The following is a 13,510-nucleotide window of genomic DNA, read 5'->3' on the forward strand; positions in this document are numbered from 1 at the left end:
AAATTATCTGATTCAGGCATAAAATTCAGCACCTCTGGTGTGGCGAAAAATGAACGCTATAGTACGTTCAGCTTTACAGTTTCTGATGAGACTTTTTTTCCACTTCGGGATGCGCCTGAATCAATATGAAAGCCGACAATATGCGCCGGTTGAACTGGCAGGATTACCAAACCCTCTCTCTGGCGGCGCTGGGTGGCGCGCTGGAGTTCTACGACTTCATCATTTTTGTATTTTTCGCCGCGGTGATTGGCAATCTCTTTTTCCCTGCGGATATTCCCGACTGGCTCCGTCAGGTGCAGACTTTTTCGATTTTCGCCGCCGGTTATTTAGCCCGTCCCCTGGGGGGAATAATTATGGCGCATTTTGGCGACAGTAAAGGGCGTAAGAAGATGTTCAGCCTCAGTATCCTGCTGATGGCGTTGCCAACACTGGCGATGGGCTTGCTGCCCACTTATGACACGCTCGGTATTACGGCGCCGGTTCTGCTGCTGTTGCTGCGTGTGCTACAGGGGGCTGCGGTAGGCGGTGAAGTCCCCGGCGCCTGGGTATTTGTTGCCGAACACGTGCCGGAGAAGCGCATCGGTTTTGCCTGTGGCATGCTGACCGCGGGGTTGACGATCGGGATCCTGTTGGGGTCGGTGGTCGCCACCCTGATTAATAAAGGTTTTAGTCCGCATGGTATTGTTGCAGGCGGCTGGCGTATACCTTTCCTGCTGGGCGGCGTGTTTGGACTGATCACGATGTATCTGCGCCGTTGGCTCAAGGAAACCCCGATTTTTATTGAGCTTGAGGCGCGTAAGGCCCTGGCGAGAGAACTGCCGCTGAAAGCAGTGATAGTGAATCACAAGAAAGAAGTCGTGGTGTGTATGTTGTTGACCTGGCTGCTTTCGGCGGGGATTGTGGTGGTTATTCTGATGACGCCAGCCTGGCTACAAAAAGTGTACGGTATCGCCACGGCTCAGGCACTGCAGGCTAACAGCCTCGCGACTATCGCCCTGATCGCCGGTTGTCTCAGTGCGGGACTGTCTGCTGATCGCTTTGGCGCCAGCAAGACATTTGTTTTTGGTAGCGTGCTGTTGGCGGTCTGTAGCTGGGTGTTTTACCGGACGGTAGGTGAGCATCCGCACTGGCTTTTCGCCAGTTATGCTCTGGTGGGGTACAGCGTGGGAGTGGTGGGTGCGGTACCTTATGTGATGGTGCGGGCGTTCCCGGCAGCAGTGCGGTTTAGCGGTATTTCCTTCTCTTACAATGTCGCCTATGCCATTTTTGGTGGTTTGACCCCTATTTTCGTCACGCTAATCATGGCCGTGACGCCACTGGCGCCCGCTTATTATATACTGGCGTTGTCCGTTATCGGGGTACTGCTGGGGAGCTGGCTACGGCGTGATTTTGCTTATCGTGACCGGGGTGAGCGAGTCGACAGTTACAGTTAAAATAAATTTGCGTGGACTGATTCAGCACCGGGTCATGGCCCGCAGAACGAGCCATGACCCGGGCAACAGAGCGCTTTATGCGCGACAGTTTCTGAAACTGCGCTGCCGGGTTCTATACCTGACGCATTTCTTCGCTTAGCGGCGTGGCGTGAACCAATTCGCCGATCGGCAGCAACTGACGACCTCGTTGCTCATTGATCACGTCGGCCATCGCCAGATAAATCGCGCTGGCACCGCAGAGAATGCCCTCATAACCGGCGAAAATGATCACACGATGATTACCGCTGATGTTGCCATAAGCCAGCAGGGCGAACAGGACAGTCAGGCTGGCAAAAACGAACTGCAACGCGCGATTACTGCTCAGGGTGCCAAAAAACATAAACAGGGTGAATACGCCCCACAGCGCCAGATACATCCCCAACATAGTGGCATCGGCCGGTTCAGCCAGATTCATTCTCGGCAGCACAAAAATACCGACCAGACTTAACCAAAAACAGCCGTAAGAGGTAAACGCGGTCAGACCAAAGGTATTGCCTTTTTTATATTCCAGCAGGCCCGCGAGGATCTGCGCCAGCCCGCCAAAGAAAATGCCCATACTGATAATGGCCGAGTTCATCGGGAAAAAACCGGCGTTGTGCAGGTTCAGTAAAATGGTTGTGGTTCCAAAGCCCATCAGCCCTAAAGGGCCAGGGTTCGCCAGTTTGTTAATGTGCATATTCCCTCAATTTTCAAAGAACAAATGGAATAATATCGTCACGTCCCCGCTGGTTTGCATAAGGCAAAATCGGCCAGCTTTGTCTGTGTACGCGGCATGATAATGAGCCGCCGGGAGGGAAACATTGATCTGAAGAATGATAAATTTGAAATTTTTTTTACCTTCCCCCTTGATGCCTGAAGGGATGGCCCCATCTTATTTGGCATCCGAGGATATGTACCCGGAAAAAAGCGCGGCGTCAGGCGTTGAAACAGCGAAAACAGACCGCATTTAGTGTGCATACCTGATTTGAAATGAATTTAAGTGGGAGACGTTTAGATGGGTAAGATTATTGGTATTGACCTGGGTACGACTAACTCTTGTGTTGCGATTATGGATGGCGGCAAACCTCGCGTACTGGATAATGCGGAGGGCGATCGTACCACTCCTTCCATTATTGCTTATACGCAGGATGGTGAGATCCTGGTCGGTCAGCCGGCTAAACGTCAGGCGGTGACCAACCCACAGAATACCCTGTTTGCGATCAAACGCCTGATTGGTCGTCGTTTCCAGGATGAAGAAGTACAGCGTGATCTCAAAATCATGCCTTACAAGATTATCGCTTCTGACAATGGCGACGCCTGGCTGGATGTGAAGGGCCAAAAAATGGCACCGCCGCAGATTTCTGCAGAAGTGCTGAAAAAAATGAAGAAAACGGCGGAAGACTATCTGGGCGAGCCGGTAACGGAAGCGGTTATCACTGTACCCGCCTACTTCAACGATGCGCAGCGTCAGGCAACTAAAGATGCCGGGCGTATCGCCGGTCTGGATGTGAAGCGTATCATCAACGAACCCACCGCTGCTGCACTGGCTTATGGTCTGGATAAAGGCCAGGGAAACCGCACTATTGCGGTTTATGACTTGGGGGGTGGTACCTTCGATATTTCTATCATTGAAATCGATGAAGTTGAAGGCGAAAAAACGTTTGAAGTATTGGCGACCAACGGCGATACCCACTTGGGTGGTGAAGACTTCGACAGCCGTATGATCAACTATCTGGTGGCAGAATTTAAGAAAGATCAGGGCATCGATCTGCACAATGATCCGCTGGCGATGCAGCGTCTGAAAGAAGCGGCGGAGAAAGCGAAAATTGAGCTGTCTTCCGCTCAGCAGACCGACGTTAACCTGCCGTACATCACGGCTGATGCCACCGGTCCTAAACACCTGAACATTAAAGTGACTCGTGCGAAACTGGAATCGCTGGTAGAAGACCTGGTGGCGCGTTCTATCGATCCACTGAAAGTGGCTTTGCAGGATGCCGGTTTGTCAGTGTCTGACATCAATGATGTTATCCTGGTCGGTGGTCAGACGCGTATGCCGCTGGTACAGGCGAAAGTTGCCGAGTTCTTTGGTAAAGAGCCACGTAAAGATGTGAACCCGGATGAAGCCGTTGCTGTGGGTGCGGCGGTGCAGGGTGGTGTGCTGGCTGGTGATGTGAAAGACGTGCTGCTGCTGGATGTGACGCCGTTGTCTTTGGGTATCGAAACCATGGGCGGCGTGATGACCCCGCTGATCAACAAGAACACCACGATCCCGACGAAGCACAGTCAGGTGTTCTCCACGGCAGAAGACAACCAGTCGGCGGTGACCATTCACGTGGTGCAGGGTGAGCGTAAACGTGCGGCAGATAACAAATCTCTCGGCCAGTTCAACCTGGACGGTATCCAGCCGGCGCCGCGCGGTATGCCGCAGATCGAAGTCACCTTCGACATTGATGCGGATGGTATCCTGCATGTGTCGGCGAAAGATAAAAACAGCGGTAAAGAGCAGAAAATCACCATTAAGGCTTCTTCTGGTCTGAACGATGATGAAATCGAAAAAATGGTTCGTGACGCGGAGATGAATGCTGAGTCCGACCGTAAGTTCGAAGAACTGGTACAGATTCGTAACCAGGCCGATCATCTGGCGCACAGTACTCGTAAGCAGTTGGATGAAGCGGGAGATAAGCTGCCGGCAGACGACAAGGCGCCTATTGAAGCAGCCCTGACTGAACTGAATACTGCGTTGAAAGGTGAAGACAAAGCTGAAATCGAAGCGAAGATGCAGGCGTTGATGCAAGTCTCCAGTAAGCTGATGGAGTTTGCTCAACAGCAAGCTGCGGCGGCTGGCGGCGCAGAGGCGACCGACGCTTCCGCGAAAAAAGATGACGATGTTGTTGACGCTGAATTTGAAGAAGTCAAAGACAATAAAAAATAATCGCCCTTGAGCGGGCACGGTGGCTGATGATAGGCCACCGATTAAACCCACGGGCGTCGGAGTTTTTCCACGCCCGTGCACGCATGTTAAGGGCAGGACCACCAGAATGGCGAAGAAAGACTATTACGAGATTTTAGGCGTTTCCAAATCAGCGGAAGAGCGTGAAATCAAAAAGGCCTATAAACGCCTGGCGATGAAATACCATCCTGACCGTAATCCAGGTGATAAAGCGTCTGAAGCCAAATTTAAAGAGGTCAAGGAAGCTTATGAAATCCTGACCGATGCGCAGAAGCGTGCGGCTTACGATCAGTACGGTCATGCTGCCTTTGAACAAGGTGGTATGGGCGGTGGCGGCGGTTTTGGCGGCGGCGGAGCCGATTTCAGTGATATCTTTGGCGACGTGTTCGGCGATATTTTTGGCGGGGGCCGCCGTCAGCAGCGAGCCGCGCGAGGGGCCGATTTACGCTATAACATGGAGCTGACGCTTGAAGAAGCCGTCCGCGGCGTGACCAAAGAGATCCGTATCCCTACGCTGGAAGAGTGTGGCGTTTGCCACGGCAGTGGCTCGAAACCCGGGACACAGCCGCAAACCTGTTCAACCTGCCATGGTCAGGGACAGGTGCAGATGCGTCAGGGATTCTTTACCGTGCAGCAGGCGTGTCCAACCTGTCACGGACGCGGTTCGATGATCAAAGATCCTTGTCATGCCTGCCATGGTCACGGGCGCGTGGAGCGCTCCAAAACGTTGTCGGTGAAAATTCCGGCGGGTGTGGATACCGGCGACCGTATTCGTCTGAGCGGAGAAGGTGAAGCGGGTGAGCATGGCGCGCCAGCGGGTGATCTGTATGTGCAGGTCTCGGTGCGCAAACATCCTATCTTTGAGCGTGAAGACAATAACCTGTACTGCGAAGTGCCGATTAATTTCGCGATGGCTGCATTAGGGGGGGAAATTGAAGTGCCGACCCTGGATGGCCGCGTGAAGTTGAAAGTGCCGGCAGAAACGCAGACGGGCAAGTTGTTCCGGATGCGCGGCAAGGGGGTTAAATCCGTGCGCGGCGGCGTGCAGGGCGACTTGCTGTGCCGGGTGGTGGTGGAAACCCCGGTGAGCCTGAGCGAGAAGCAGAAAGCGCTGCTGCGTGAGCTGGAAGAGAGCTTTGGTGGTCCGAGCGGCGAGAAAAACAGCCCGCGTTCTAAAAGTTTCTTCGACGGTGTGAAGAAATTCTTTGACGATCTGACCCGTTAATTTAACGCCAATAGCCAAATCGGGCAGCCTGATACGCTGCCCATTTTTTTGTCGTCGGGATCTCACTTTTATGACCTCTTTCCATCTATTGCTGATGGATGTTTTGTTATACCGCAGACCACGGACAAACGGTTTCTTAGGTGAGAGAAAAATCGGTATGCTGAGCTCCTTCAATTATCTCTTTGTACAGGGACGGTTCCAATGCAATCAGTGCTTAAACGACTACTGAAAAATGAAGCCACCGGCGGTGTGGTGTTGATCGTTGCCGCGGCAGTAGCGATGTTCCTGGCGAACAATACGGGTACACAACCGGCCTACCAGTCGATGCTTAATATGCCCGTCGAATTCCGTTTTGGCGCGGTGGATATTAGCAAAAACCTGCAGTTGTGGATCAATGATGCGTTGATGGCCTTGTTCTTTTTGATGATTGGGCTGGAAGTGAAACATGAACTGGTGTCTGGTTCTCTTGCTACGCGTGAGCGCGCGATATTTCCACTGATAGCGGCGATTGGTGGGATGATCGCGCCGGGGGCCATCTTTGCGCTGCTGAACCATAGCGATCCGCAGGCGATCCAGGGGTGGGCGATCCCTACCGCGACTGATATTGCTTTTGCGCTGGGGATCCTGACCTTGCTGGGAAGTCGTGTGCCGCCGGCGCTGAAGATGTTTCTGATGGCGCTGGCGGTGATTGATGATCTTGGCGCGATCCTGATTATCGCCTTTTTCTATACGGAGAACCTTTCTGTCGTCTCATTGTGCGTGGCTGCCGGAGCGATAGTGATATTAGCATTGTTGAATCGTTCTGGCGTGCGCAACCTTTCGGTCTATATGTTGGTCGGGATGGTGTTGTGGGTCGCCGTGCTGAAATCGGGCATTCACGCGACGCTTGCTGGTGTGATTGTCGGTTTGTTTATCCCTCTTGAGAAACAGAATGGGCATTCCCCCGCTATCCACCTTGCTCGTAGCCTGGCGCCGTGGGTCAGTTGGTTGATTTTACCGTTGTTTGCCTTTGCTAACGCCGGGGTTTCGCTAAGCGGTATTTCTCTGGATGGGGGACTCCCTACCGTGTCGGTGGGCATTATCCTTGGTCTGTTTATTGGCAAGCCGGTAGGTATTACCGTGATTTGTTGGCTGGCGGTAAAGCTGCGACTGGCTGCGTTGCCGGAAAACACCCGTATGCAGGACATTGCAGCCATCGGGGTGCTGTGCGGTATCGGTTTTACTATGTCGATATTTATCGCTTCGCTGGCTTTTGATGCAGAGCACCTTGAAATGGTTAAGTTAGCGAAGCTTGGTATTCTCACGGGGTCGGTGATTTCCGCCGTGGTGGGGTATACGCTGTTGCGGATTAAACTTCGCTAATCACGGGGCGTGTGTTCTGAGCGGAGATGTTTGTCCAGCCAATAAAAAAACCGGCCAGGCCGGTTTTTTTATCAACGCACAATTAACAACATGGCGATTAAGCCAGTTTATTGATCTGTGCTGTCAGGTTTGCTTTATGACGCGCTGCTTTATTTTTGTGGATCAGGCCTTTAGCAGCCTGGCGGTCCACAATAGGTTGCATTTCATTAAATGCATTCTGTGCAGCTGCTTTATCGCCAGCAGCGATAGCTGCATACACTTTCTTGATAAAAGTACGCAGCATTGAACGACGGCTAGCGTTGTGCTTACGACGCTTCTCAGACGTTACTGCGCGTTTCTTAGCTGATTTGATATTAGCCAAGGTCCAACTCCCAAATAGTTCTATGAGGACAATTCAAAGGCCGAGGAATATGCCTCTTTTAGCCTGTGGTTGTCAATGGATTTGTGCAAATAAGCGCCGATAAAAAAACGGCACCTGGTTACGTTTCGATGGCGCAGGATTCTACCAGCTTCGTGCAGATGAATACAGCTTATTCAGCAGATAAATGTCTCTTGCGGGCTCAGCGCGCTTTTTGCCGCAGAAAATGCTTCCGGGAACATGGGAAAGCCACATTCGCGGGTTAACCTTCATCGCTGTACAAGGTATAATCCGCCGATTTCCACAAATTTGAGCCAGCCATGAAGTTTATCCGCGGCATACATAATCTCAGGGAGCAGCATCGCGGTTGCGTATTGACTATCGGTAATTTCGATGGGGTTCATCGCGGCCATCAGGCACTGTTGCTCCGTCTGTGCGAAGAAGGACGTCAACGCAACCTGCCGGTGGTGGTGATGTTGTTTGAACCGCAACCACAGGAGTTGTTTGCGGCTGATAAAGCGCCGCCCCGGTTGACGCGTCTGCGTGAAAAAGTCCGTTATCTGAGTGACGCGGGTGTAGACGCGGTGTTGTGTGTGCGCTTCGACCGTCGTTTTGCCGCACAGACCGCGCAAAGTTTTGTCGCTGATTTGTTGGTGGACAAGCTTGGCGTCAAATTTCTCGCCGTGGGTGATGATTTCCGCTTTGGCGCTGGTCGCCAGGGGGATTTCCTGTTATTACAGGATGCGGGTGCTGAATATGGCTTTGATGTCATCAGTACCCAGACCTTTTGTGATGATGGTCGGCGTATCAGCAGTACCGCGATACGTCAGGCGTTAGCAGAAGACAATTTGCCGCTGGCGGCCGCTTTTTTGGGGCATCCTTTCAGCATTTCAGGCCGGGTGACGCACGGTGACGCGCTGGGCCGGACTATAGGTTTCCCTACCGCTAACCTGCCGCTAAGGCGCTATGTTTCGCCAGTTAAAGGGGTTTATGCTGTTGAGGTTTATGGCCTCGGCGAGAAGCCTTTGCCCGGCGTTGCCAATATTGGTACCCGCCCTACGGTGTCCGGAATGCGTCAGCAACTGGAAGTTCATTTGCTGGATGTTGTGATGGACTTGTATGGTCGCCATATAGATGTGGTGATCCGTGAAAAAATACGTAATGAGCAGCGATTTGCTTCACTGGATGCGCTTAAAGAGCAAATTGCTAAAGATGTGGTGACGGCCCGACAGTTTTTTGGGCTGAAAACACCAGTTTAAACAGAATCGAAATACGGAATCGAGAAGCTGATGAGTGACTATAAATCCACCCTGAACTTGCCGGAAACGGGGTTCCCGATGCGTGGCGATTTGGCCAAACGCGAGCCGGGAATGTTGCAACGCTGGTATGCAGACAATCTGTACGGCATTATCCGCGCAGCCAAAAAAGGGAAAAAAATCTTTATCCTGCATGATGGCCCTCCCTACGCCAACGGCAGTATTCATATTGGTCACTCCGTTAACAAGATTCTGAAAGATATTATTGTTAAGTCCAAAGGGCTGGCAGGTTTCGATTCACCTTATGTGCCAGGCTGGGACTGCCATGGCTTGCCCATTGAGCACAAAGTTGAGCAGATGATTGGTAAGCCTGGCGAGAAAGTGACGGCGGCTGAGTTTCGTGAAGCGTGCCGTCAGTACGCGGCTAAGCAGGTTGAAGGTCAGAAGAAAGACTTTATCCGTCTGGGGGTGCTGGGCGACTGGGAGCATCCGTATCTGACGATGGACTTCAAAACTGAAGCCAACATTATCCGTGCGCTGGGTAAAATCATCGGTAATGGTCATCTGCACAAAGGCGCGAAACCGGTGCACTGGTGTCTGGATTGCCGTTCAGCGCTGGCGGAAGCGGAGGTGGAGTATGACGACAAGGCTTCGCTGTCCATCGACGTGATGTTTAATGCTGTTGATCAGGATGCGGTACAGGCCAAATTTGGCGCTGGCAGTGTTGACGGCCCTGTCTCCATGGTTATCTGGACCACTACGCCATGGACTATGCCGGCTAACCGCGCCATCTCTTTGCACCCGGAGTTCGATTATCAACTGGTGCAGATTGAAGGGCGTGCGCTGATCCTGGCGAAAGATCTGGTCGACAGCGTGATGAAACGCACCGGTATTACCGACTGGCGGATACTGGGTGAGGCGAAAGGGGCCGACCTTGAGCTGATGGGATTCCAGCATCCATTCCTCGATTTAACCTCGCCGGTGGTTCTGGGCGAGCACGTAACGTTGGATGCCGGTACGGGGGCTGTACATACCGCTCCCGCCCATGGTCCGGATGACTATGTGATTTGCCAAAAATATGGCATTGAAGCGGCGAATCCGGTTGGGCCTGATGGTAACTATCTGTCGGGGACTTACCCAACGCTGGATGGCGTAAACGTATTTAAAGCCAACGACATGGTTGTGGCGCTGCTGCGTGAAAAAGGCGCGTTGCTGCATGTGGAAAAACTGTTGCACAGCTACCCTCACTGCTGGCGTCACAAAACGCCAATCATCTTCCGCGCGACGCCACAGTGGTTCATCAGCATGGATCAGAAAGGTCTGCGCGAGCAGTCATTGAAAGAGATTAAAGGCGTGCAGTGGATCCCGGATTGGGGGCAGGCGCGGATCGAATCCATGGTGACTAACCGTCCAGACTGGTGCATCTCGCGTCAGCGTACCTGGGGCGTGCCGATGGCGTTGTTCGTGCATAAAGAAACCGAGCAATTGCACCCGGATACGTTAGCGTTGATGGAAAAAGTCGCGCAGCGCGTGGAGCAGGACGGCATCCAGGCATGGTGGGATCTGGAGGTGAAAGATCTGATGGGAGCCGATGCCGAAAACTACGTTAAAGTGCCGGATACCCTGGATGTGTGGTTCGACTCAGGATCAACCAGCTACTCAGTGGTGGATGTACGCCCGGAATTTGAAGGGCATACGCCGGATATGTACCTGGAAGGTTCGGACCAGCACCGTGGCTGGTTTATGTCTTCATTAATGATTTCGACAGCGATGAAGGGCAACGCTCCTTACCGTCAGGTACTGACACATGGCTTCACCGTCGATGGCCAGGGTCGCAAAATGTCGAAGTCAATCGGCAACACCGTTTCACCACAAGAGGTGATGGATAAGCTGGGGGGCGACATCCTGCGTCTGTGGGTGGCGTCAACCGACTATTCCGGCGAAATGGCGGTTTCTGACGAGATCCTCAAGCGGTCTGCCGACGCCTATCGCCGTATCCGTAACACCGCCCGCTTCCTGCTGGCCAACCTGAATGGCTTTAATCCTGAAACGGATATTGTTAAGCCGGAAGAAATGGTGGTGCTGGATCGCTGGGCTGTCGGGCGGGCCCGGGCCGCGCAGGACGCTATTATCGCCTCTTACGCCAGTTATGACTTCCATGAAGTCGTCCAGCGCCTGATGCAGTTCTGCTCAGTTGAGATGGGCTCGTTTTATCTGGACATCATTAAAGACCGCCAGTACACCGCGAAGGCTGATGGCCTGGCGCGCCGTAGCTGCCAGACCGCGTTGTATTTTATTGCTGAAGCGCTGGTGCGTTGGATGGCGCCGATTATCTCGTTCACCGCCGATGAAATCTGGAATGAACTGCCGGGTAAGCGTGAAAAGTATGTCTTCACTGAAGAGTGGTTCGGCGGGTTGTTCGGTCTGGCAGAAAACGAGCCGATGAACGACAGCTATTGGGACGAGTTGCTGAAAGTCCGTGGCGAAGTAAACAAAGTTATCGAACAGGCTCGTGCTGACAAACGCGTGGGCGGGGCTTTGGAGGCGGCGGTGACATTGTATGCTGATGCGTCGCTGGCTGAAAAATTGACCAGTCTGGGTGATGAACTGCGTTTTGTCCTGCTGACCTCTGGCGCTCAGGTGGCGGATTACGCCCAGGCAACGGCAGACGCTCAGCAGAGCGAATTGCTGAAAGGTCTGAAAATTGCGCTGCACCAGGCAGAAGGCGATAAATGTCCACGCTGCTGGCATTACACTACGGATATCGGTCAGAGTGCAGAACATCCGGAGATTTGTGGCCGTTGTGTCACTAACATTGCCGGGGCTGGTGAACAGCGTAAATTCGCATGATGAAGCCTGTTCTTTCAACCGGATTGCGCTGGCTATGGCTGGTGCTGGTGGTGATCGCCATCGATTTTGCCAGCAAGCAGTGGATAATGAATACGCTGATGTTGCATGAGTCGATGGCCGTGATGCCGTTTTTCAACTTCTTCTATGCGCATAACTACGGTGCAGCTTTCAGCTTCCTGGCGGATAAAGGGGGCTGGCAGCGCTGGTTTTTTGCCGGCATTGCGGTGGCAATTGTCATCGCGCTGGTGGTGATGATGTATCGCACCGAGGCCAGCAAGAAGTTGAATAACATTGCTTACGCGCTGATCATTGGCGGTGCGTTGGGTAACTTGTTTGATCGGGCTTATCACGGTTTTGTGGTCGATTTTATCGACTTCTATGTTGGCGACTGGCACTTTGCTACCTTTAATGTTGCTGACTGCGCTATCTGTATCGGTGCTGCGCTGATTGTGCTGGAGGGTTTTCTCAGTCCGGCAGGCAAACACGCTAAAAGTTAAGGGCAGGGCATGACTGATTCTGTACAGCGAGACAGCGCGGTGCTGGTGCATTTCACCTTGAAACTTGCGGATGGTTCAACGGCGGAATCCACGCGTAGCCATGGCAAGCCAGCGCTGTTCAACCTGGGCGATGGTAGCCTGTCGCCAGGACTGGAGGCCGAGTTGCTGGGGCTGAAGGTGGGCGATAAAAAAGCCTTTTCACTGCAGCCGGAAGCGGCTTTCGGGGCGTCCAGTCCGGATCTGATTCAGTATTTCTCTCGCCGGGACTTTATCCAGGCGGGAGAACCGGAAATCGGGACGATCATGTTGTTCAGTGGGATGGATGGTAATGAGATGCCGGGGGTGATCCGTGAAATCTCCGGTGATTCGATTACCGTAGATTTTAACCATCCTCTGGCTGGGCAAGTTATCCACTTTGATGTTGAAGTGCTGGAGATAGATCCGGCACGGGAGGCGACGAATGCAAATCCTGTTGGCTAATCCCCGTGGTTTTTGTGCGGGAGTCGATCGCGCCATCAGCATCGTGGAACGGGCGCTGGAAATGTACGGTGCGCCGATCTACGTGCGTCATGAAGTGGTACATAACCGGTATGTCGTTAACACTCTGCGTGAACGGGGGGCGGTCTTTATCGAAGAGATTGACGAAGTGCCGGACGATTCGATCCTGATTTTCTCCGCTCATGGTGTTTCTCAGGCAGTACGTGCTGAAGCCCGGGCTCGCAATCTGACAATGCTGTTTGATGCGACCTGTCCACTGGTCACCAAAGTACATATGGAAGTCGCGCGCGCCAGTCGCAAAGGAACAGAGGCGATTCTCATCGGTCATGCCGGCCACCCGGAAGTGGAAGGCACTATGGGCCAGTACAGTAACCCACAAGGGGGCATGTACCTGGTTGAATCACCGGCAGACGTTTATAAATTACAGGTGAAGGATGAACAAAACCTGTGTTTTATGACGCAGACCACCCTTTCGGTGGATGATACTTCCGCCGTGATTGATGCCCTGCGCGAGCGTTTTCCGAAGATCGTCGGACCACGTAAAGATGATATCTGCTACGCCACTACCAATCGTCAGGAAGCGGTGCGTACGTTGGCAAAAGAGGCTGATGTAGTGCTGGTGGTGGGGTCCCGTAACTCATCCAACTCCAACCGTTTAGCGGAACTGGCGCAGCGAGCGGGCAAACTGGCGCGGTTGATCGACTCTGCTGATGATATTCGGGAAGAATGGATCAAGGGGATCAGCTGTGTTGGTGTAACGGCGGGCGCTTCCGCCCCTGATGTCCTGGTGCAGGAAGTGATCCAGCGCCTGCGTGATTTGGGGGGAGACATAGCTGTCGAGCTGATGGGTCGTGAAGAGAATATTGTCTTCGAAGTGCCCAAAGAGCTACGCGTTGACGTTAAAATGGTCAACTGATAGCGGGTCAACGGCGGAATGGCTGTGGTTGATATCTTCCTGATTCATTAAAATAGCTTTATGATTATATTTTCATCGCCACACTGTTTGTATGATTTTTCTACATATTGACTGTTTTGTTTTCATAGTTAATACGATGGATGGTTT

11 protein-coding genes are annotated in these 13,510 nt (G+C 52.8%); 9 read left to right on the plus strand and 2 right to left on the minus strand.

What is annotated here, in order from left to right; all coding sequences use genetic code 11:
• Window positions 1–125 precede the first annotated feature (125 nt).
• Window positions 126–1,433 carry an MFS transporter gene (locus EH228_RS17750; RefSeq protein ID WP_152322949.1) on the plus strand — a complete coding sequence of 436 codons (1,308 nt, stop codon included), beginning with the start codon at window positions 126–128 and terminating at the stop codon, window positions 1,431–1,433.
• A 112-nt stretch (window positions 1,434–1,545) separates the two neighbouring features.
• Here the strand turns inward: EH228_RS17750 and satP are convergent, their stop codons facing one another.
• The gene (gene satP, locus EH228_RS17755) at window positions 1,546–2,148 is read right to left on the minus strand and encodes an acetate uptake transporter (RefSeq protein ID WP_152322950.1); all 603 of its coding nucleotides are present in this window, start codon (window positions 2,146–2,148) and stop codon (window positions 1,546–1,548) included.
• Window positions 2,149–2,466: 318 nt separating this feature from the next.
• Here satP and dnaK point away from each other — a divergent pair, with 318 nt between their 5' ends.
• The 3 genes from dnaK to nhaA all read left to right on the plus strand — a co-directional run bounded on the left by dnaK (window position 2,467) and on the right by nhaA (window position 6,988).
• On the plus strand, window positions 2,467–4,383 hold the full coding sequence (gene dnaK, locus EH228_RS17760) for a molecular chaperone DnaK (protein WP_152322951.1): 1,917 nt from the start codon (window positions 2,467–2,469) through the stop codon (window positions 4,381–4,383).
• Between the two features lie 106 nt (window positions 4,384–4,489).
• Window positions 4,490–5,626 (plus strand): molecular chaperone DnaJ, encoded by a 1,137-nt coding sequence (gene dnaJ / locus EH228_RS17765; RefSeq protein WP_152322952.1) that lies wholly within the window; start codon window positions 4,490–4,492, stop codon window positions 5,624–5,626.
• Between the two features lie 201 nt (window positions 5,627–5,827).
• On the plus strand, window positions 5,828–6,988 hold the full coding sequence (gene nhaA / locus EH228_RS17770; RefSeq protein ID WP_152322953.1) for a Na+/H+ antiporter NhaA: 1,161 nt from the start codon (window positions 5,828–5,830) through the stop codon (window positions 6,986–6,988).
• Window positions 6,989–7,085: 97 nt separating this feature from the next.
• Here the strand turns inward: nhaA and rpsT are convergent, their stop codons facing one another.
• A complete protein-coding gene (gene rpsT, locus EH228_RS17775) occupies window positions 7,086–7,349 on the minus strand; it encodes a 30S ribosomal protein S20 (RefSeq protein ID WP_152322954.1) in 264 nt (87 codons plus the stop codon).
• A 317-nt stretch (window positions 7,350–7,666) separates the two neighbouring features.
• On the opposite strand from rpsT, the gene ribF reads away from it, so the two are divergent.
• Genes ribF through ispH form a run of 5 tightly spaced genes read left to right on the plus strand, consistent with a single transcriptional unit; the run spans window position 7,667 to window position 13,363 of the window.
• Window positions 7,667–8,605, plus strand: a complete 939-nt coding sequence (ribF, locus tag EH228_RS17780; RefSeq protein ID WP_152322955.1) for a bifunctional riboflavin kinase/FAD synthetase — start codon at window positions 7,667–7,669, stop codon at window positions 8,603–8,605.
• 30 nt (window positions 8,606–8,635) lie between these two features.
• Window positions 8,636–11,452 carry an isoleucine--tRNA ligase gene (ileS, locus tag EH228_RS17785; protein ID WP_152322956.1) on the plus strand — a complete coding sequence of 939 codons (2,817 nt, stop codon included), beginning with the start codon at window positions 8,636–8,638 and terminating at the stop codon, window positions 11,450–11,452.
• Window positions 11,449–11,949, plus strand: a complete 501-nt coding sequence (gene lspA / locus EH228_RS17790; protein ID WP_152322957.1) for a signal peptidase II — start codon at window positions 11,449–11,451, stop codon at window positions 11,947–11,949. Before ileS ends, lspA begins: the two co-directional genes overlap by 4 nt.
• Window positions 11,950–11,958: 9 nt before the next feature.
• On the plus strand, window positions 11,959–12,429 hold the full coding sequence (gene fkpB, locus EH228_RS17795) for an FKBP-type peptidyl-prolyl cis-trans isomerase (RefSeq protein ID WP_152322958.1): 471 nt from the start codon (window positions 11,959–11,961) through the stop codon (window positions 12,427–12,429).
• Window positions 12,410–13,363 (plus strand): 4-hydroxy-3-methylbut-2-enyl diphosphate reductase, encoded by a 954-nt coding sequence (gene ispH, locus EH228_RS17800; RefSeq protein ID WP_152322959.1) that lies wholly within the window; start codon window positions 12,410–12,412, stop codon window positions 13,361–13,363. The genes fkpB and ispH overlap by 20 nt, the downstream gene beginning before the upstream one ends.
• Window positions 13,364–13,510: the final 147 nt, after the last annotated feature.

This window comes from Erwinia endophytica (assembly GCF_009295515.1).
GTDB lineage: Bacteria > Pseudomonadota > Gammaproteobacteria > Enterobacterales > Enterobacteriaceae > Erwinia > Erwinia endophytica.

Excerpts from the sequence above, each read along its gene's own strand:
- EH228_RS17750 (WP_152322949.1), top strand. The coding sequence starts at position 126 with ATGAAAGCCGACAATATGCGCCGGTTGAACTGGCAGGATTACCAAACC.
- satP (WP_152322950.1), bottom strand. The coding sequence starts at position 2,148 with ATGCACATTAACAAACTGGCGAACCCTGGCCCTTTAGGGCTGATGGGC.
- dnaK (WP_152322951.1), top strand. The coding sequence starts at position 2,467 with ATGGGTAAGATTATTGGTATTGACCTGGGTACGACTAACTCTTGTGTT.
- dnaJ (WP_152322952.1), top strand. The coding sequence starts at position 4,490 with ATGGCGAAGAAAGACTATTACGAGATTTTAGGCGTTTCCAAATCAGCG.
- nhaA (WP_152322953.1), top strand. The coding sequence starts at position 5,828 with ATGCAATCAGTGCTTAAACGACTACTGAAAAATGAAGCCACCGGCGGT.
- ribF (WP_152322955.1), top strand. The coding sequence starts at position 7,667 with ATGAAGTTTATCCGCGGCATACATAATCTCAGGGAGCAGCATCGCGGT.
- ileS (WP_152322956.1), top strand. The coding sequence starts at position 8,636 with ATGAGTGACTATAAATCCACCCTGAACTTGCCGGAAACGGGGTTCCCG.
- lspA (WP_152322957.1), top strand. The coding sequence starts at position 11,449 with ATGATGAAGCCTGTTCTTTCAACCGGATTGCGCTGGCTATGGCTGGTG.
- fkpB (WP_152322958.1), top strand. The coding sequence starts at position 11,959 with ATGACTGATTCTGTACAGCGAGACAGCGCGGTGCTGGTGCATTTCACC.
- ispH (WP_152322959.1), top strand. The coding sequence starts at position 12,410 with ATGCAAATCCTGTTGGCTAATCCCCGTGGTTTTTGTGCGGGAGTCGAT.